The sequence below is a fragment of the Klebsiella sp. PL-2018 genome, assembly GCF_019048985.1.
In the GTDB taxonomy this organism is placed as follows: domain Bacteria; phylum Pseudomonadota; class Gammaproteobacteria; order Enterobacterales; family Enterobacteriaceae; genus Klebsiella; species Klebsiella michiganensis.
In genome coordinates this window covers 295,435-315,022 of the sequence record NZ_CP077673.1, presented here as the reverse complement: position 1 = coordinate 315,022, position 19,588 = coordinate 295,435, and the positions used below count along the sequence as shown (strand labels likewise).

The following is a 19,588-nucleotide window of genomic DNA, read 5'->3' as shown; positions in this document are numbered from 1 at the left end:
CCTGTTTGAGCGAGAGTTACTCGTCTTCCAGTTCGATGTTGATGCCCAGCGAGCGAATCTCTTTCAACAATACGTTGAAGGATTCCGGCATGCCCGGTTCCATCTGATGGTTGCCGTCCACGATGTTCTTATACATCTTAGTACGGCCGTTCACGTCATCAGACTTAACGGTGAGCATTTCCTGCAGGGTGTATGCTGCGCCATATGCTTCCAGCGCCCACACTTCCATCTCCCCGAAGCGCTGACCACCGAACTGCGCCTTACCACCCAGCGGCTGCTGAGTAACCAGGCTGTAAGAACCGGTAGAACGCGCATGCATCTTGTCATCAACCAGGTGGTTCAGTTTCAGCATGTACATGTAGCCAACGGTAACCTGGCGCTCGAATTGCTCACCGGTACGACCATCGAACAGGGTGATCTGGCCGGAAGTCGGCAGGCCACCAAGCTGTAACAGTTCCTTGATTTCAGACTCTTTCGCACCGTCGAAGACCGGCGTTGCGATCGGCATACCTTTTTTCAGGTTTTCAGCGAGACGCATAACTTCTTCGTCAGTGAAGGTATTCAGATCAACCTTCTGACGCACGTCGGTGCCCAGATCGTAGGCACGCTGGATGAATTCGCGCAGTTTGGCGACTTCCTGCTGCTGTTTCAGCATGGCGTTGATTTTCTCGCCAATACCTTTCGCAGCCATACCCAGGTGAGTTTCCAGGATCTGACCGATGTTCATACGAGACGGTACGCCCAGCGGGTTCAGTACGATGTCAACCGGCGTGCCGTTTTCATCGTAAGGCATATCTTCGATCGGGTTGATCTTAGAGATAACACCCTTGTTACCGTGACGGCCTGCCATTTTGTCACCAGGCTGAATCTGACGTTTAACGGCCAGATACACTTTGACAATCTTCAGCACGCCCGGTGCCAGATCGTCGCCCTGAGTGATTTTGCGGCGTTTCGCTTCGAGTTTTTTCTCGAACTCGTGTTTCAGTTCGTCGTACTGCTCAGCCAGCTGTTCCAGCTGATTCTGTTTCTCTTCGTCGGTCAGGCCCAGTTCCAGCCAGCGATCGCGCGGCAGCTTATCAAGCTTCTCAGCTTCGATACCGCCGGAGACCAGCACCGCGTAGATACGACCAAACAGGCCAGCTTCGAGGATCTGCAGTTCTTCAGACAGGTCTTTCTTCGCCTGTTTGAGCTGCATCTCTTCGATTTCCAGCGCGCGTTTGTCTTTTTCTACGCCGTCGCGGGTAAAGACCTGAACGTCGATAATGGTACCGGAGACACCGTTTGGTACGCGCAGGGAAGAGTCTTTAACGTCAGACGCTTTCTCACCGAAGATCGCACGCAGCAGTTTCTCTTCCGGCGTCAGCTGGGTTTCACCTTTCGGCGTTACCTTACCAACCAGAATATCGCCACCGGTCACTTCCGCGCCGATATAAACGATACCGGATTCATCCAGTTTAGAGAGCGCAGCTTCACCCACGTTCGGGATGTCGGCGGTGATCTCTTCCGGCCCCAGCTTGGTGTCACGAGACACGCACGCCAGTTCCTGAATGTGGATGGTGGTAAAACGGTCTTCCTGGACAACGCGCTCGGAAACGAGGATGGAGTCTTCGAAGTTGTAACCGTTCCACGGCATGAACGCGACGCGCATGTTCTGACCGAGCGCCAGTTCACCGAGGTCGGTAGACGGGCCGTCAGCCAGCACGTCACCGCGCTCAATCGGCTCACCCAGAGAGACACACGGCATCTGGTTGATGCAGGTGTTCTGGTTAGAACGGGTGTACTTGGTCAGGTTATAGATGTCGATACCGGCTTCGCCCGGGTACATCTCGTCTTCGTTAACTTTGATAACGATACGGGAAGCATCCACGTACTGAACGGTACCGCCACGTTTAGCGACCGCAGTTACACCGGAGTCAACGGCAACAGCACGTTCCATACCGGTACCAACCAGCGGCTTATCAGCGCGCAGAGTCGGAACGGCCTGACGTTGCATGTTCGCACCCATCAATGCACGGTTGGCGTCATCGTGTTCCAGGAACGGGATCAGGGACGCACCGACGGATACCACCTGCTGGGTGGATACGTCCATGTAGTCAACCTGGTCGCGGCTGAACAAGCTGGATTCGCCTTTACTACGGCAGGTAACCAGATCTTCTACAAAGTGGCCTTCGTCATCCAGGTTGGAGTTCGCCTGAGCAATAACGTAGTTGCCTTCTTCGATAGCAGACAGGTAATGAATTTCGTCGGTTACAACACCGTCAGTCACTTTACGGTACGGGGTCTCGAGGAAACCGTATTCGTTCGTCTGTGCGTACACGGACAGGGAGTTGATCAGACCGATGTTCGGACCTTCAGGCGTTTCGATTGGACATACGCGACCGTAGTGGGTCGGGTGTACGTCTCGAACTTCAAAGCCTGCGCGTTCACGGGTCAGACCGCCCGGGCCGAGTGCGGAGATACGACGTTTGTGCGTAATCTCAGACAGCGGGTTGTTCTGGTCCATAAACTGAGACAGCTGGCTGGAGCCAAAGAACTCTTTCACTGCCGCAGAAATCGGCTTGGCGTTGATCATATCCTGAGGCATCAGGGTATCCAGATCGCCCAGAGACAGACGCTCTTTCACCGCACGCTCTACGCGGACCAGGCCAACGCGGAACTGGTTTTCCGCCATTTCGCCAACGGAACGGATACGACGGTTGCCGAGGTGGTCGATATCATCGACTTCGCCTTTACCGTTACGGATATCGATGAGCTTCTTCATCACTTCGATGATGTCTTCTTTGCTCAGGATACCGGAACCTTCGATTTCGTCGCGCAGCAGAGAACGGTTGAACTTCATACGACCTACCGCGGACAGATCGTAGCGGTCTTCGGAGAAGAACAGGTTCTCGAACAGGCTTTCAGCCGCTTCACGAGTCGGCGGCTCACCTGGGCGCATCATGCGGTAGATTTCTACCAGCGCGCTCAGACGGTCGTTGGTCGGGTCGACGCGTACAGTCTCAGAGATGTACGGACCGTGATCCAGATCGTTGGTGAACAGCGTTTCGATACGCTTATGGCCAGACTGGCTCAGCTTGGCTAGCAGATCCAGGCTCAGCTCCATGTTCGCCGGGCAGATCAGCTCGCCAGTAGATTCATCAACATAGTCTTTAGAGGCAACTTTGCCAGCGATGTACTCAACCGGAACTTCGATATGTTTGATATCGTCTTTTTCCAGCTGGCGAATGTGACGTGCGGTGATGCGACGCCCTTTCTCAACGTACACTTTACCGTTCGCTTCGATGTCGAAGGAGGCCGTTTCGCCGCGCAGACGCTCCGGTACCAGTTCCATCTGCAGCTTGTTATCGCGAATTTCAAAGACCACTTTCTCGAAGAACAGGTCAAGGATCTGCTCAGTGGTGTAATTCAGCGCGCGCAGGATGATGGTAGCCGGCAGCTTACGACGACGGTCGATACGGACAAACAGGTTGTCTTTCGGGTCGAACTCGAAGTCCAGCCAGGAGCCACGGTAAGGAATGATACGTGCGTTATACAGGACCTTACCGGAAGAGTGGGTCTTACCTTTGTCACTGTCAAAGAAGACGCCCGGGCTACGGTGCAGCTGAGAAACGATAACGCGCTCGGTACCGTTGATAACGAAGGTACCGTTGTCGGTCATGAGCGGAATTTCGCCCATGTAGACTTCTTGCTCTTTAATGTCTTTAACGGTGCCTTCCGGCGCTTCGCGCTCGTAGATCACCAGACGCAGTTTGACGCGCAGCGGTGCCGAGTAGGTCACGCCACGGATCTGACATTCTTTAACGTCAAAAACCGGTTCGCCCAGACGGTAGCTGACGTACTGCAGCTCAGAGTTACCGCTGTAGCTTTTAATCGGGAATACGGAACGGAAAGCTGCTTCCAGACCATACTGCCCTTCAGGATCTTGCTCGATGAACTTCTGAAACGAGTCAAGCTGGATAGAAAGGAGATAAGGTATGTCCAGAACCTGCGGACGTTTACCAAAATCCTTACGAATACGTTTTTTCTCGGTATAGGAGTAAACCATAGGGTTCCTCAGCTCGCTGACAAGTCGACCCATCTGCCCACATAAGGCAGTTTTTTATGCAACACTATTTTGTTGACCGGAAAATGGAACACTTTCCGCAATACCTGTTTCTATCACGCTTAAACCATTTCATTGCGATTTACACAGCTCAGGAGCCCTAACCTGTCGCAGTATATTAAGTCGTCTATAGAAACAAGCATTGTCAGGACAACCAGTAGTCAAACAGTGTGAAATTCTACTGGCGCCTTACAGCGCAAAAAGGCTGGTGACTAAAAAGTCACCAGCCATCAGCCTGATTTCTCAGGCTGCAACCGGAAAGGTTGGCTTATTTAACTTCAACTTCAGCGCCAGCTTCTTCCAGAGATTTTTTCAGTGCTTCAGCGTCATCTTTGCTCACGCCTTCTTTCAGAGCGGCCGGAGCAGATTCTACCAGGTCTTTAGCTTCTTTCAGACCCAGGCCAGTTGCGCCACGTACTGCTTTGATAACGGCAACTTTGTTAGCGCCGATACCTTTCAGAATTACGTCGAATTCAGTTTTTTCTTCAGCAGCTTCAACCGGGCCAGCAGCTACAGCTACAGCAGCAGCAGCGGAAACACCGAATTTTTCTTCCATTGCAGAGATCAGCTCAACAACGTCCATTACGGACATAGCGGATACTGCTTCAATGATTTGATCTTTAGTGATAGACATTTAAATTGTTCCTGAATATCAGAATAAGTTTATACGTAAGCGAATGCTTTACAAAGACAACTGCGATTAAGCAGCTTCTTTCGCATCGCGTACAGCAGCCAGAGTGCGAACCAGTTTGCCAGCCGAAGCTTCTTTCATGGTTGCCATCAGGCGTGCAATTGCTTCTTCGTAGGTCGGCAGAGTTGCCAGGCGGTCGATTTGCGACGCCGGGATCAGCTCACCTTCAAAGGCTGCGGCTTTGACCTCAAATTTTGCATTCGCTTTCGCGAACTCTTTGAACAGACGAGCGGCAGCGCCCGGGTGTTCCATAGAGTATGCAATCAGGGTCGGACCAACAAACGTGTCTTTCAGGCACTCGAAAGGAGTACCTTCAACGACGCGGCGCAGCAGGGTGTTACGAACAACACGCATGTATACGCCAGCTTCACGACCTGCTTTACGCAGTTCAGTCATTTTGTCTACAGTCACGCCACGGGAATCCGCAACTACTGCAGACAGCGCGCCTTTGGCTACTTCGCTGACTTCAGCAACAATCGCTTGTTTGTCTTGAAGATTTAAAGCCATTAGCTTTGCTCCTGGATGTTTGCCAGAGCTCATGCTCCGGAACTCACTTCACTCGACTCAAAGAGAAGAGCGTCTTAATACGGTGAGCAGAAACAAGCCAGAGTATCCAAAAATAATCTTAGCGTTCTGTCACCGTCTACGCAGGGCATTAAGTCTCTTGCGAAACACCTGCGGTCTTCGACGGAGGCCTGGATAGGCCAGGCTCCAACGAACAAATCTTGTCTATCCGTCGCTATTCAATCTGTGGCGGCATTGACTACCTTCGTTCACACCAGTCACATAGTTAACTATGCTCCAGGCGATTCACTCAGTTGTCGCCTTGCCACAGCCTGAATATCTCGGCTATACGTCTGCTATAAGCAGAATACGTGGGGGTAAGATTGTAGACAAATTCACCGCCCACGTAAAGCTAATCTTAGTTCGCAGAAGCGCTCAGACCAGCCTGATCAACGGCAACGCCAGCACCCATGGTGGTGGAGATGCTGATTTTCTTGATGTACACGCCTTTAGCCTGAGTCGGTTTTGCTTTTTTCAGCGCAACCAGCAGAGCTTCCAGGTTTTCTTTCAGTTTATCAGCGTCAAAATCCACTTTACCGATGGTGGTGTGGATGATGCCGTTTTTGTCGTTACGGTAACGAACCTGACCTGCTTTAGCGTTCTTAACCGCTTCAGCAACGTTCGGCGTTACGGTACCCACTTTCGGGTTTGGCATCAGGCCGCGCGGACCCAGAACCTGGCCCAGCTGGCCAACAACGCGCATTGCATCCGGGGAAGCAATAACAACGTCAAAGTTCATTTCGCCTTTTTTGATCTGGTCAGCCAGATCTTCCATACCTACCAGCTCTGCGCCAGCAGCTTTAGCTGCTTCAGCGTTCGGGCCCTGGGCAAATACGGCTACGCGAACTGAACGGCCAGTACCGTGCGGCAGTACGGTCGCGCCGCGGACGTTCTGGTCAGATTTACGCGCGTCGATGCCGAGGTTAACGGCAACATCAACGCTTTCAACGAACTTAGCAGTAGCCAGTTCTTTCAGCAGAGAGATGGCTTCGTTGATGTCGTACTGTTTGGTCGCATCAACTTTGTCACGAATCACGGACATGCGCTTGGTCAGTTTAGCCATTTCTTAGTCCTCCACTACCAGGCCCATGGAACGTGCAGTACCTTCAATGGAGCGAGTCATCGCTTCAATGTCGGAACCAGTCATGTCGGCAGCTTTGGTCTGCGCGATTTCCTGCAGCTGAGCGCGGGAAATTTTACCTACTTTGTCTTTGTTCGGTTTACCGGAACCAGACTTGATACCAGCCGCTTTTTTCAGCAGAACTGCTGCCGGCGGAGTTTTGGTAACGAAGGTGAAAGAACGGTCAGCGTAAACGGTAATAACAACCGGGATCGGCAGACCTTTTTCCAGGGATTCAGTTTTTGCGTTGAACGCTTTGCAGAATTCCATGATGTTCACACCCTGCTGACCCAGTGCTGGACCAACCGGCGGACTCGGGTTTGCCATACCAGCTGCAACCTGCAGCTTGACATAGGCTTGTACTTTCTTAGCCATGTAAATTTCCTCGTTTGGGTGTAGCGCCTAAAAAGGCTCCCCGTGATAAATATCGCTTTATGGGAATCAGACCCATAAAAACAAAAGGCGCGAAATTGTATGTCAATTCCGCGCCTCATGCAACGATTAAAACGTTGCTTTTTTGATCGGCTGTTAGGCTTTTTCTACCTGAGCGAAGTCCAGCTCAACCGGCGTTGCACGACCGAAGATAGAAACGGACACTTTCAGACGAGACTTCTCGTAGTCCACTTCTTCAACCACACCGTTAAAGTCGGCAAATGGACCGTCGCTAACGCGAACCATTTCACCCGGCTCAAACAGCGTTTTCGGCCGCGGCTTATCGCCAACCTGCTGCAGACGGTTCATGATCGCGTCGACTTCTTTGTCGCTGATCGGTGCCGGACGGTCAGATGTACCGCCAATGAAACCCATCACACGCGGTACGCTGCGCACCAGGTGCCAGCTCGCGTCGTTCATCACCATCTGGACCAGCACGTAGCCCGGGAAGAATTTGCGTTCGCTTTTACGACGCTGGCCGCCGCGGATTTCGACCACTTCTTCGGTCGGCACCATGACTTCGCCAAACAACTCTTCCATATTGTGTAATTTGATATGTTCACGCAACGAGGTAGCTACGCGACCTTCAAAACCGGAAAACGCCTGAACGACGTACCAGCGTTTTTTAGGAGCTTCAGACATCTCAGAACCTCAGGCCAGTGATAAAGGATACCAGGCGAACCAGAATACCATCCAGTCCCCACAGGATCAGTGACATTACGGCAGTCACTGCGGCAACAATCAGCGTGGTATGCAACGTTTCCTGGCGAGTCGGCCAGATCACCTTGCGGACTTCGGTTCTCGCTTCACGAGCGAAGGCGACTGTCGCCTTACCTTTTGTCGTTAACAGCGCGACACCGCCCGCTGCAGCGATCAGAATCACTACAGCCAGCGCACGCACTGCCAGCATAATGTCACGATAAAGGAAGTTGCCGACGATGGCCACAACCAGCAGCACGACTACGATTGTCCACTTCATCGCTTCGAGGCCGCGCCCGCTCCCTTGAGCTTCGGTATTCGCACTCATAAACCAACCTGTCACAAGAATTCAGACAAATAACTTCACCCCGCATGAAATGCGAGGCGACCAAACCGAAATGCTCTGCTGCGTTTCGGACTTAACGCCCTCTTCAGAGCCTGTCTCAGCAATGATTATGACCCAAAAAATCACTGATGAGCCAGGTTCTGGTGTGAAAGCGTGCAAAAAGGGCATCAAATGATGCCCTTTTATTGCGCATTGCGTCAAATGTTATCAGCAATTAGCCGAGAACTTTAGCAACCACGCCCGCGCCAACGGTACGGCCACCTTCACGGATTGCGAAACGCAGACCGTCGTCCATCGCGATTGGGTGGATCAGGGTAACAACCATTTTGATGTTGTCGCCCGGCATTACCATCTCTACGCCTTCCGGCAGTTCGATGGTGCCAGTCACGTCAGTTGTACGGAAGTAGAACTGCGGACGGTAGCCTTTGAAGAACGGAGTATGACGGCCGCCTTCGTCTTTGGACAGAATGTACACTTCAGATTCGAACTTGGTGTGCGGCTTGATAGAGCCCGGCTTAGCCAGTACCTGACCACGTTCGATTTCTTCACGCTTGATACCACGCAGCAGAACACCGACGTTCTCACCAGCACGGCCTTCGTCCAGCAGTTTGCGGAACATTTCAACGCCAGTACAGGTAGACTTCGCAGTCTCTTTGATACCAACGATTTCAACTTCTTCGCCAACTTTGATGATACCGCGCTCTACACGACCGGTAACAACGGTACCACGACCGGAGATGGAGAATACGTCTTCGATCGGCAGCAGGAACGGCTTGTCAATCGCACGCTCTGGTTCCGGGATGTAAGAATCCAGGTAGCCAGCCAGTTCGATGATTTTCGCTTCCCAGTCTGCGTCGCCTTCCAGCGCTTTCAGAGCGGAACCGCGAACGATCGGAGTGTCGTCGCCCGGGAAATCGTACTGAGACAGAAGTTCACGAACTTCCATTTCAACCAGTTCCAGCAGCTCTTCGTCATCAACCATGTCGCATTTGTTCAGGAACACGATGATGTACGGAACGCCTACCTGACGACCCAGCAGGATGTGCTCACGAGTCTGCGGCATCGGGCCGTCAGTCGCAGCAACAACCAGGATCGCGCCGTCCATCTGCGCAGCACCGGTGATCATGTTTTTAACATAGTCGGCGTGGCCCGGGCAGTCTACGTGCGCGTAGTGGCGAGTCGGGGTGTCATATTCAACGTGAGAAGTGTTGATGGTGATACCACGAGCTTTTTCTTCCGGCGCGTTATCGATCTGGTCGAATGCGCGAGCAGAACCACCGTAGGTTTTAGCCAGAACGGTAGTGATTGCAGCGGTCAGCGTTGTTTTACCATGGTCAACGTGGCCGATAGTACCGACGTTAACGTGCGGTTTTGTACGTTCAAACTTTTCTTTAGACATCGATTGTCCCTCTAAGACACGGATAAATCGGTGATATCACCACATCAACCGGGCAACATGCCCGACTTGTTGAATGCAATAAACAAGAGAGAAACAGGGGAGGAGAGATAAAGAAGTGGTGCTGATACCCAGAGTCGAACTGGGGACCTCACCCTTACCAAGGGTGCGCTCTACCAACTGAGCCATATCAGCACGTTTGGAGCGGGCAGCGGGAATCGAACCCGCATCATCAGCTTGGAAGGCTGAGGTAATAGCCATTATACGATGCCCGCATCCTGAAACTCGGCTACCCAGTTCTTTCTATAACAAAAAAAAGAGAAGCGTCTCTTTTTTTGTTTGAGCTGACCAGTTTAACCAATCAACTCTGGCTCCGCAAAGCGTTGCCGAAAGATGGTGGTGGGGGAAGGATTCGAACCTTCGAAGTCGATGACGGCAGATTTACAGTCTGCTCCCTTTGGCCGCTCGGGAACCCCACCAGGCACTTGATGGTGCCGACTACCGGAATCGAACTGGTGACCTACTGATTACAAGTCAGTTGCTCTACCTACTGAGCTAAGTCGGCATCAAGTAGCGCGCATTCTAGGGAGACCTGCGAGTTCATGCAACTAAAAAATTGCAGAAAATGTTCTATTGCTCACATTTTGTGCTCAAACGAGAAAAAATGGTGTAATTTCAAACAGAGCAGGACAAAAATACGCCAATCATCCTCACGGATAGGGTTGCCGAGGAGGGCAAAGAGTAGAGTGAAGTCGCTAAAGCGGCATCGATACCCCATCACCTGACCACCCGATTCAATGAATAACCCACGGGTCTCTGCTGAGAACTTTATATCCCCTTACCAAACCATTCATCTCTGTGATGCTACCTTTAGAAAGCATCATTCAATGAGTTTTTTTCTTATTATTCCTCGCAATCTGGTGTTACCCTCCTGCCCATTGTCCTGATTAACTAGTGTGAAGCACCCCGCCTTCATGTAATTCGGCGGTTGCAAGAGCATGCTTATGAGCCTAAAAGAGCAAACGTTAATGACACCGTATCTACAATTTAACCGCGACCAATGGGCTGCGCTTCGTGATTCCGTTCCGATGACGCTAACAGAAGAAGAAATCACGCGGTTAAAAGGCATCAACGAAGATCTTTCCCTGGAAGAAGTAGCGGAAATTTATTTGCCGCTGTCGCGTTTACTCAATTTCTATATCAGCTCTAATCTGCGCCGCCAGGCTGTACTGGAACAATTCCTTGGCACCAACGGCCAACGTATTCCTTACATCATTAGCATTGCGGGTAGCGTGGCGGTCGGGAAGAGCACTACCGCGCGCGTGCTGCAAGCATTGCTGAGCCGCTGGCCTGAACATCGACACGTAGAATTAATCACGACGGATGGTTTTCTGCACCCTAACGCGGTATTGAAAGAACGCGGCCTGATGAAGAAGAAGGGCTTCCCGCAGTCTTATGACATGCATCGCCTGGTTAAATTCGTCTCAGACCTGAAATCCGGCGTTCCTGACGCTACGGCGCCGGTCTATTCACATCTGATTTACGACGTCATTCCTGATGGGGATAAAACCGTCACGCAGCCTGATATATTAATTCTTGAGGGATTAAATGTTCTGCAGAGCGGCATGGATTATCCACACGATCCGCATCATGTATTTGTTTCGGACTTCGTTGATTTTTCAATTTACGTTGATGCGCCTGAAGAACTGCTAAAAAACTGGTATATCAATCGTTTTCTGAAATTCCGCGAAGGCGCGTTTACCGATCCGGACTCCTATTTTCATAGCTATGCTCAGCTGTCTAAAGATGAAGCAATTGATATTGCCACATCGCTGTGGAATGAGATTAATCTTTTGAATTTAAAAGAGAACATTCTACCAACGCGTGAGCGAGCCAGCCTTATAATGACCAAAAGCGCAAACCACTCGGTGAATCAGGTGCGTTTAAGAAAATAAAAAAGGGAGCGTTAGCTCCCCTTTTTTTATTCAGCGCTGCGCAATGATATCTCACCGCCAATCCAGGGTTTTACTACCCCGTCCTGCTCCAGTAATAATGCGCCTTGAGCATCAATACCTCGCGAAATACCAAAGATCTCTTTATCGCCAATAATAAGTTTAACCGGTCGATTAATAAAGTTATCGAGCTTTTCCCAGCGAGTCAGATAGGGTGCCAGACCTTCATTCTCAAAAAGTTTAAACCCCGCCCGCAGCTCTTTAATCAGACAAGCCGCTAACGTATTACGATCGATAGAGATCCCTGCCTCCTGGAGGCTGATCCAACCCTGATTGACAACATCAGACTCCACCCGGCGCATCATGAGGTTGATCCCCGCGCCGCTGACTATCTGCGCAGCATCGCCGGTTTTCCCCGTCAGTTCCACCAGGATCCCGGACAGCTTCCGATCCTGTAAATAGAGATCGTTTGGCCATTTCACCCGAACTTTATCCGCCCCCAGGCTTTGCAGCACCTCGGCAATGACGATCCCAATGACCAGACTCAAACCTATAGCCGCAGCAGGGCCCTGCTCCAGTCGCCAGTACATTGAAAGGTAAAGGTTAGAACCAAACGGCGAGAACCACTTGCGCCCGCGGCGGCCGCGACCTGCCTGCTGATACTCAGCCACGCAGGCATCACCCGATTGCAGTTCGCTAAGTCTGTCCAGAAGATACTGGTTCGTGGAATCAATCACCGGTAGTACGGTTACCCGGCCATGCTCGATCTGCCTGGCGATCTGCTCTTCATCCAGAAGCTGGATAGGCTCAGGGAGACTGTAGCCTTTACCCGGAACGGTAAATACGTCGACTCCCCAATCGCGTAACGTTTGAATATGCTTGTTGATTGCTGCCCGACTCATCCCTAAACGCTCGCCAAGCTGTTCACCTGAGTGAAATTCAGCGTCGGCCAGGATCGATATTAGCGTCAAAGGAACGGTGTAGTCTTTCATGCGATGGTCTCCTCGGCATTAACTTCACCCGTTTCACCGATAAAGCGCACTTCCGGCTGTAACCAGATATTAAACTTCTCACCAACCTGCTGGCGTACGTAATGAGCCAGCTCAACCACGTCTTCACTGGTTGCCTGATGCTGATTGATCAATACCAGCGCCTGCTGGCTATGCACCGCTGCGCCACCCATCACTTTACCTTTAAGCTGGCATTGATCGATAAGCCAGCCGGCGGCAAGTTTCATACTGCCATCCGGCTGAGGGTAGTGAGGGATACCCGGATAGGTCGCCAGCAGCGCTTGCGCCTTGTCCGCGCTAACGACCGGGTTCTTAAAGAAGCTCCCCGCATTTCCATTCACTTTTGGATCGGGGAGTTTGGTCATGCGCATATGACAGACGGCGTCAAATACCTGCTGCGGGGTAACGGTTTGCGGATCGAGCCGGGTTAAATCACCGTAGGTCAAAACGGGTTGCCAGGCTTTTGGCAACGTCAAACCAACCGCCACAATGGCGTAGCGGTCCTGATATTCATGTTTAAAAATACTGTCCCGGTAGCCAAAGCGACATTCAGCAGCGGAAAGACGCTGTTTCACACCCGTGACCAACTCAATGCAGTCGACGTAGCGGCAAACTTTCTGTAATTCAACGCCGTAAGCACCAATATTTTGAATCGGCGAGGAGCCGGCGCAGCCAGGAATCAAAGCAAGATTTTCCAAGCCCGGCATTCCGTTATTTAACGCAAACTGGACCAGCTGATGCCAGTTTTCTCCTGCACCAACATGCAAATGCCACGTGTCAGATGTTTCACTCACTTCTATCCCCATAATACGGTTGATAATGACCGTACCGGAATAATCCTTCAGGAACAGAACATTGCTTCCTTCACCAAGGATCAGGGTTGGCTGGCGCTCTGCGGTGGCATTTTGCCAGGCATCCAGTAGCTGTTTTTCAGTTTCGGCGCGTACAATCGCTTTGGCAGAACGCTCAATACCGAAGGTGTTCCAGGGCTTAAGTGAGTGGCTCATAATGGCTTCCAGATGCAAAATCTGCATTAGTTTACCGTATATAGCGAGGGAAGGCTTCCTGATTGTCAGGGGGAGAAGGTACCATGCCGTGCCTAAAATCTGGCAATTTTAAACGACAAAAACGCAAAAAGCCCATCCGTCAGGATGGGCTCTTCACTTGTTTGATGCCTGGCAGTTCCCTACTCTCACATGGGGAGACCCCACACTACCATCGGCGCTACGGCGTTTCACTTCTGAGTTCGGCATGGGGTCAGGTGGGACCACCGCGCTAGTGCCGCCAGGCAAATTCTTTGTGCTCAGTACGCAATTCTTTATCGCGTACTCAACTCTGAATCTAAGCTGAAATTGTTGTCTTCTCAGTCCGCCAAAACATCTTCGGCGTTGTAAGGTTAAGCCTCACGGTTCATTAGTACCGGTTAGCTCAACGCATCGCTGCGCTTACACACCCGGCCTATCAACGTCGTCGTCTTCAACGTTCCTTCAGGACTCTCAAGGAGTCAGGGAGAACTCATCTCGGGGCAAGTTTCGTGCTTAGATGCTTTCAGCACTTATCTCTTCCGCATTTAGCTACCGGGCAATGCCATTGGCATGACAACCCGAACACCAGTGATGCGTCCACTCCGGTCCTCTCGTACTAGGAGCAGCCCCCCTCAATTCTCCAGCGCCCACGGCAGATAGGGACCGAACTGTCTCACGACGTTCTAAACCCAGCTCGCGTACCACTTTAAATGGCGAACAGCCATACCCTTGGGACCTACTTCAGCCCCAGGATGTGATGAGCCGACATCGAGGTGCCAAACACCGCCGTCGATATGAACTCTTGGGCGGTATCAGCCTGTTATCCCCGGAGTACCTTTTATCCGTTGAGCGATGGCCCTTCCATTCAGAACCACCGGATCACTATGACCTGCTTTCGCACCTGCTCGCGCCGTCACGCTCGCAGTCAAGCCAGCTTATGCCATTGCACTAACCTCCTGATGTCCGACCAGGATTAGCTGACCTTCGTGCTCCTCCGTTACTCTTTAGGAGGAGACCGCCCCAGTCAAACTACCCACCAGACACTGTCCGCAACCCGGATTACGGGCCCACGTTAGAACACCAGCCATTAAAGGGTGGTATTTCAAGGATGGCTCCATGCAGACTGGCGTCCACACTTCAAAGCCTCCCACCTATCCTACACATCAAGGACCAGTGTTCAGTGTCAAGCTATAGTAAAGGTTCACGGGGTCTTTCCGTCTTGCCGCGGGTACACTGCATCTTCACAGCGAGTTCAATTTCACTGAGTCTCGGGTGGAGACAGCCTGGCCATCATTACGCCATTCGTGCAGGTCGGAACTTACCCGACAAGGAATTTCGCTACCTTAGGACCGTTATAGTTACGGCCGCCGTTTACCGGGGCTTCGATCAAGAGCTTCTCCTTACGGATAACCCCATCAATTAACCTTCCGGCACCGGGCAGGCGTCACACCGTATACGTCCACTTTCGTGTTTGCACAGTGCTGTGTTTTTAATAAACAGTTGCAGCCAGCTGGTATCTTCGACTGATTTCAGCTCCACGAGCAAGTCGCTTCACCTACCATCAGCGTGCCTTCTCCCGAAGTTACGGCACCATTTTGCCTAGTTCCTTCACCCGAGTTCTCTCAAGCGCCTTGGTATTCTCTACCTGACCACCTGTGTCGGTTTGGGGTACGATTTGATGTTACCTGATGCTTAGAGGCTTTTCCTGGAAGCAGGGCATTTGTCACTTCAGCACCGTAGTGCCTCGTCATCACACCTCAGCGTTAGTGACGTTCCGGATTTACCTGGAACATCCGCCTACATGCTTAAACCGGGACAACCGTCGCCCGGCCAACATAGCCTTCTCCGTCCCCCCTTCGCAGTAACACCGAGTACAGGAATATTAACCTGTTTCCCATCGACTACGCCTTTCGGCCTCGCCTTAGGGGTCGACTCACCCTGCCCCGATTAACGTTGGACAGGAACCCTTGGTCTTCCGGCGTGCGGGTTTTTCACCCGCATTATCGTTACTTATGTCAGCATTCGCACTTCTGATACCTCCAGCAACCCTCACAGGCCACCTTCAACGGCTTACAGAACGCTCCCCTACCCAACAACACATAGTGTCGCTGCCGCAGCTTCGGTGCATGGTTTAGCCCCGTTACATCTTCCGCGCAGGCCGACTCGACCAGTGAGCTATTACGCTTTCTTTAAATGATGGCTGCTTCTAAGCCAACATCCTGGCTGTCTGGGCCTTCCCACATCGTTTCCCACTTAACCATGACTTTGGGACCTTAGCTGGCGGTCTGGGTTGTTTCCCTCTTCACGACGGACGTTAGCACCCGCCGTGTGTCTCCCGTGATAACATTCTTCGGTATTTGTAGTTTGCATCGGGTTGGTAAGTCCGGATGACCCCCTAGCCGAAACAGTGCTCTACCCCCGAAGATGAGTTCACGAGGCGCTACCTAAATAGCTTTCGGGGAGAACCAGCTATCTCCCGGTTTGATTGGCCTTTCACCCCCAGCCACAAGTCATCCGCTAATTTTTCAACATTAGTCGGTTCGGTCCTCCAGTTAGTGTTACCCAACCTTCAACCTGCCCATGGCTAGATCACCGGGTTTCGGGTCTATACCCTGCAACTTAACGCCCAGTTAAGACTCGGTTTCCCTGCGGCTCCCCTATACGGTTAACCTTGCTACAGAATATAAGTCGCTGACCCATTATACAAAAGGTACGCAGTCACCCAACAAGTGGGCTCCTACTGCTTGTACGTACACGGTTTCAGGTTCTTTTTCACTCCCCTCGCCGGGGTTCTTTTCGCCTTTCCCTCACGGTACTGGTTCACTATCGGTCAGTCAGGAGTATTTAGCCTTGGAGGATGGTCCCCCCATATTCAGACAGGATACCACGTGTCCCGCCCTACTCTTCGAGTTCACAACCTGTGCGTTTTAGTGTACGGGAGTATCACCCTGTACCCTGCGACTTTCCAGACGCTTCCACTAACACACAAGCTGATTCAGACTCCGGGCTGCTCCCCGTTCGCTCGCCGCTACTGGGGGAATCTCGGTTGATTTCTTTTCCTCGGGGTACTTAGATGTTTCAGTTCCCCCGGTTCGCCTCGTTTGACTATGTATTCATCAAACGATAGTGCAACGAATTGCACTGGGTTTCCCCATTCGGACATCGCCGGCTGTAACGGTTCATATCACCTTACCGACGCTTTTCGCAGATTAGCACGTCCTTCATCGCCTCTGACTGCCAGGGCATCCACCGTGTACGCTTAGTCGCTTAACCTCACAACCCGAAGATGTTTCGTTAAACATCGTCGTGTCGCGAAAATTTGAGAGACTCGAACACACTTAAACAGTGTGTCGTTTCAATTTTCAGCTTGATCCAGATTTTTAAAGAGCAAAACTTCGCAGTGAACCTTTTCAGGTACACTCTGAAGTTTTCTTGTGTTGTGCAGTAAAGATGGTGGAGCTATGCGGGATCGAACCGCAGACCTCCTGCGTGCAAAGCAGGCGCTCTCCCAGCTGAGCTATAGCCCCATCGTAGTTAATCTCATTTACCGTAATTCGATTCCGGGCAAGGCGTGGAAGAACGAAGCATACTGAAGTATGCGAGTTATTTCACAACGCAGCACGGGAGCGAATTTGGTAGGCCTGAGTGGACTTGAACCACCGACCTCACCCTTATCAGGGGTGCGCTCTAACCACCTGAGCTACAAGCCTGCAGAGATTTTTTACTGCTACATTTTCATCAGACAATCTGTGTGAGCACTACAAAGGCAGGTTCTTTAAGGTAAGGAGGTGATCCAACCGCAGGTTCCCCTACGGTTACCTTGTTACGACTTCACCCCAGTCATGAATCACAAAGTGGTAAGCGCCCTCCCGAAGGTTAAGCTACCTACTTCTTTTGCAACCCACTCCCATGGTGTGACGGGCGGTGTGTACAAGGCCCGGGAACGTATTCACCGTGGCATTCTGATCCACGATTACTAGCGATTCCGACTTCATGGAGTCGAGTTGCAGACTCCAATCCGGACTACGACATACTTTATGAGGTCCGCTTGCTCTCGCGAGGTCGCTTCTCTTTGTATATGCCATTGTAGCACGTGTGTAGCCCTACTCGTAAGGGCCATGATGACTTGACGTCATCCCCACCTTCCTCCAGTTTATCACTGGCAGTCTCCTTTGAGTTCCCGGCCGGACCGCTGGCAACAAAGGATAAGGGTTGCGCTCGTTGCGGGACTTAACCCAACATTTCACAACACGAGCTGACGACAGCCATGCAGCACCTGTCTCAGAGTTCCCGAAGGCACCAAAGCATCTCTGCTAAGTTCTCTGGATGTCAAGAGTAGGTAAGGTTCTTCGCGTTGCATCGAATTAAACCACATGCTCCACCGCTTGTGCGGGCCCCCGTCAATTCATTTGAGTTTTAACCTTGCGGCCGTACTCCCCAGGCGGTCGACTTAACGCGTTAGCTCCGGAAGCCACTCCTCAAGGGAACAACCTCCAAGTCGACATCGTTTACAGCGTGGACTACCAGGGTATCTAATCCTGTTTGCTCCCCACGCTTTCGCACCTGAGCGTCAGTCTTTGTCCAGGGGGCCGCCTTCGCCACCGGTATTCCTCCAGATCTCTACGCATTTCACCGCTACACCTGGAATTCTACCCCCCTCTACAAGACTCCAGCCTGCCAGTTTCGAATGCAGTTCCCAGGTTGAGCCCGGGGATTTCACATCCGACTTGACAGACCGCCTGCGTGCGCTTTACGCCCAGTAATTCCGATTAACGCTTGCACCCTCCGTATTACCGCGGCTGCTGGCACGGAGTTAGCCGGTGCTTCTTCTGCGGGTAACGTCAATCGACAAGGTTATTAACCTTATCGCCTTCCTCCCCGCTGAAAGTACTTTACAACCCGAAGGCCTTCTTCATACACGCGGCATGGCTGCATCAGGCTTGCGCCCATTGTGCAATATTCCCCACTGCTGCCTCCCGTAGGAGTCTGGACCGTGTCTCAGTTCCAGTGTGGCTGGTCATCCTCTCAGACCAGCTAGGGATCGTCGCCTAGGTGAGCCGTTACCCCACCTACTAGCTAATCCCATCTGGGCACATCTGATGGCAAGAGGCCCGAAGGTCCCCCTCTTTGGTCTTGCGACGTTATGCGGTATTAGCTACCGTTTCCAGTAGTTATCCCCCTCCATCAGGCAGTTTCCCAGACATTACTCACCCGTCCGCCACTCGTCACCCGAGAGCAAGCTCTCTGTGCTACCGTTCGACTTGCATGTGTTAGGCCTGCCGCCAGCGTTCAATCTGAGCCATGATCAAACTCTTCAATTTAAGTTTGATGCTCGTAGAATTAAACTTCGTAATGAATTACGTGTTCACTCTTTGAGACTTGGTATTCATTTTTCGTCCGAGGACGTTAAGAATCCATGTCACTTTGAGTGCCCACACAGATTGTCTGATAAATTGTTAAAGAGCAGTTGCGACGCGCTTCAGCGCTCTGTCGCGAGGTCCCGTATAATACGTTTTCCTCATTCAGAGTCAAGCGATTATTTTCGCTTTTCTCTGCCGGTATTCATCGCTGAATCCCGCTGACCCGGCGGGCTGTAAGCCGTTGTTCCGTGTCAGTGGGAGCGCATTATAGGGAGTAATTCCGAAGTGACAAGGGGAAATTTCAAAAAACTTTTCGTTCGCTCAACTTTCCATCACCAGGGTGATTTAACGCGCTATTTGCTGGTCATTTGCGCAATTTCCCGCGCAAATCTGCCCACCTGCTGCCAGTCGGTATACACCACTTCTTTAGTGACATCCGTTTCGCCGCCGGTCATCTTCATAATAAGGCGAATCATAAACCGATCGTACCAACGATAGCGTGGATAGCGGAGCGCGCCGGCAAACACCGCGCAGTGCTGCGGCTGCCACGGCGAGTTAAGCAGAAACTTGCGGGTGTAGCTGTTGGTCTGCGGCGTTCGTTTTTCTGGCTTACGCGCGACAAGGTTGACCGAGAAAAAGGCGCCCGGTAGCGCCTGCAGCGACTGAAGATGCGTTTTTACAAACCGTTCTAAGGCGGGATGAAAATGACCATAGCGGATTGATGCGCCGATGACGACACGATCGTATAAGGGCCACTCCACTTCATTGGTGCGGTTGAGATCGATCGTGTCCGCATCAATCCCCTGCTCTTTTAATTCAGATGCCAGATAGGAGGCGATTTCACGCGTCTGTCCGTCGCGGGTAGAAAAGAGAATCAAAGTTTTCACAGGC

Annotated in this window: 12 protein-coding genes, 6 tRNA genes and 3 rRNA genes; 1 reads left to right on the top strand and 20 read right to left on the bottom strand. The window is 51.8% G+C overall.

Features of this window, described 5'->3' with window-relative positions; genetic code table 11:
• Positions 1-16: 16 nt before the first annotated feature.
• The 12 genes from rpoB to MKleb_RS01405 all read right to left on the bottom strand — a co-directional run bounded on the left by rpoB (position 17) and on the right by MKleb_RS01405 (position 9,915).
• Entirely contained in the window at positions 17-4,045 is a 4,029-nt protein-coding gene (gene rpoB, locus MKleb_RS01460) for a DNA-directed RNA polymerase subunit beta (protein ID WP_004097647.1), read from the bottom strand.
• 325 nt (positions 4,046-4,370) lie between these two features.
• Complete coding sequence (rplL, locus tag MKleb_RS01455) at positions 4,371-4,736, bottom strand: 50S ribosomal protein L7/L12 (RefSeq protein WP_004097645.1); 366 nt, start codon at positions 4,734-4,736, stop codon at positions 4,371-4,373.
• Positions 4,737-4,802: 66 nt separating this feature from the next.
• The gene (gene rplJ, locus MKleb_RS01450; protein ID WP_004097644.1) at positions 4,803-5,300 is read right to left on the bottom strand and encodes a 50S ribosomal protein L10; all 498 of its coding nucleotides are present in this window, start codon (positions 5,298-5,300) and stop codon (positions 4,803-4,805) included.
• Between the two features lie 415 nt (positions 5,301-5,715).
• Positions 5,716-6,420, bottom strand: a complete 705-nt coding sequence (gene rplA / locus MKleb_RS01445; RefSeq protein WP_004097642.1) for a 50S ribosomal protein L1 — start codon at positions 6,418-6,420, stop codon at positions 5,716-5,718.
• A 3-nt stretch (positions 6,421-6,423) separates the two neighbouring features.
• A complete protein-coding gene (gene rplK, locus MKleb_RS01440; protein ID WP_004097640.1) occupies positions 6,424-6,852 on the bottom strand; it encodes a 50S ribosomal protein L11 in 429 nt (142 codons plus the stop codon).
• A gap of 153 nt (positions 6,853-7,005) precedes the next feature.
• Positions 7,006-7,551: a transcription termination/antitermination protein NusG gene (nusG, locus tag MKleb_RS01435; protein WP_002438628.1), complete on the bottom strand. Its 546-nt coding sequence runs from the start codon at positions 7,549-7,551 to the stop codon at positions 7,006-7,008.
• 1 nt (position 7,552) lies between these two features.
• On the bottom strand, positions 7,553-7,936 hold the full coding sequence (gene secE / locus MKleb_RS01430; protein WP_004097638.1) for a preprotein translocase subunit SecE: 384 nt from the start codon (positions 7,934-7,936) through the stop codon (positions 7,553-7,555).
• A 232-nt stretch (positions 7,937-8,168) separates the two neighbouring features.
• Positions 8,169-9,353 carry an elongation factor Tu gene (gene tuf / locus MKleb_RS01425; protein ID WP_004097636.1) on the bottom strand — a complete coding sequence of 395 codons (1,185 nt, stop codon included), beginning with the start codon at positions 9,351-9,353 and terminating at the stop codon, positions 8,169-8,171.
• Between the two features lie 116 nt (positions 9,354-9,469).
• Positions 9,470-9,545, bottom strand: a tRNA-Thr gene (locus MKleb_RS01420).
• A 5-nt stretch (positions 9,546-9,550) separates the two neighbouring features.
• Positions 9,551-9,625 (bottom strand) — tRNA-Gly (locus tag MKleb_RS01415).
• Between the two features lie 119 nt (positions 9,626-9,744).
• Positions 9,745-9,829, bottom strand: a tRNA-Tyr gene (locus tag MKleb_RS01410).
• A 10-nt stretch (positions 9,830-9,839) separates the two neighbouring features.
• Positions 9,840-9,915 (bottom strand) — tRNA-Thr (locus tag MKleb_RS01405).
• A gap of 439 nt (positions 9,916-10,354) precedes the next feature.
• Here MKleb_RS01405 and coaA point away from each other — a divergent pair.
• Positions 10,355-11,305, top strand: a complete 951-nt coding sequence (coaA, locus tag MKleb_RS01400) for a type I pantothenate kinase (RefSeq protein WP_014227490.1) — start codon at positions 10,355-10,357, stop codon at positions 11,303-11,305.
• A 26-nt stretch (positions 11,306-11,331) separates the two neighbouring features.
• On the opposite strand, the gene birA is transcribed toward coaA, so the two are convergent.
• The 8 genes from birA to hemG form a co-directional block, all read right to left on the bottom strand.
• On the bottom strand, positions 11,332-12,294 hold the full coding sequence (gene birA / locus MKleb_RS01395; RefSeq protein WP_004097632.1) for a bifunctional biotin--[acetyl-CoA-carboxylase] ligase/biotin operon repressor BirA: 963 nt from the start codon (positions 12,292-12,294) through the stop codon (positions 11,332-11,334).
• On the bottom strand, positions 12,291-13,319 hold the full coding sequence (gene murB / locus MKleb_RS01390) for a UDP-N-acetylmuramate dehydrogenase (protein ID WP_025108459.1): 1,029 nt from the start codon (positions 13,317-13,319) through the stop codon (positions 12,291-12,293). Before murB ends, birA begins: the two co-directional genes overlap by 4 nt.
• A gap of 166 nt (positions 13,320-13,485) precedes the next feature.
• Positions 13,486-13,601: ribosomal RNA gene (gene rrf, locus MKleb_RS01385) — 5S ribosomal RNA — on the bottom strand.
• Between the two features lie 103 nt (positions 13,602-13,704).
• Positions 13,705-16,610: ribosomal RNA gene (locus MKleb_RS01380) — 23S ribosomal RNA — on the bottom strand.
• A gap of 178 nt (positions 16,611-16,788) precedes the next feature.
• A tRNA-Ala gene (locus MKleb_RS01375) sits at positions 16,789-16,864 on the bottom strand.
• A gap of 106 nt (positions 16,865-16,970) precedes the next feature.
• Positions 16,971-17,047 (bottom strand) — tRNA-Ile (locus MKleb_RS01370).
• A 71-nt stretch (positions 17,048-17,118) separates the two neighbouring features.
• Positions 17,119-18,658 (bottom strand): 16S ribosomal RNA (locus MKleb_RS01365).
• Together the 16S, 23S and 5S rRNA genes with 2 tRNA genes alongside form the textbook arrangement of a ribosomal RNA operon.
• Positions 18,659-19,050: 392 nt before the next feature.
• Entirely contained in the window at positions 19,051-19,584 is a 534-nt protein-coding gene (gene hemG / locus MKleb_RS01360; RefSeq protein ID WP_025108385.1) for a menaquinone-dependent protoporphyrinogen IX dehydrogenase, read from the bottom strand.
• Positions 19,585-19,588 lie beyond the last annotated feature (4 nt).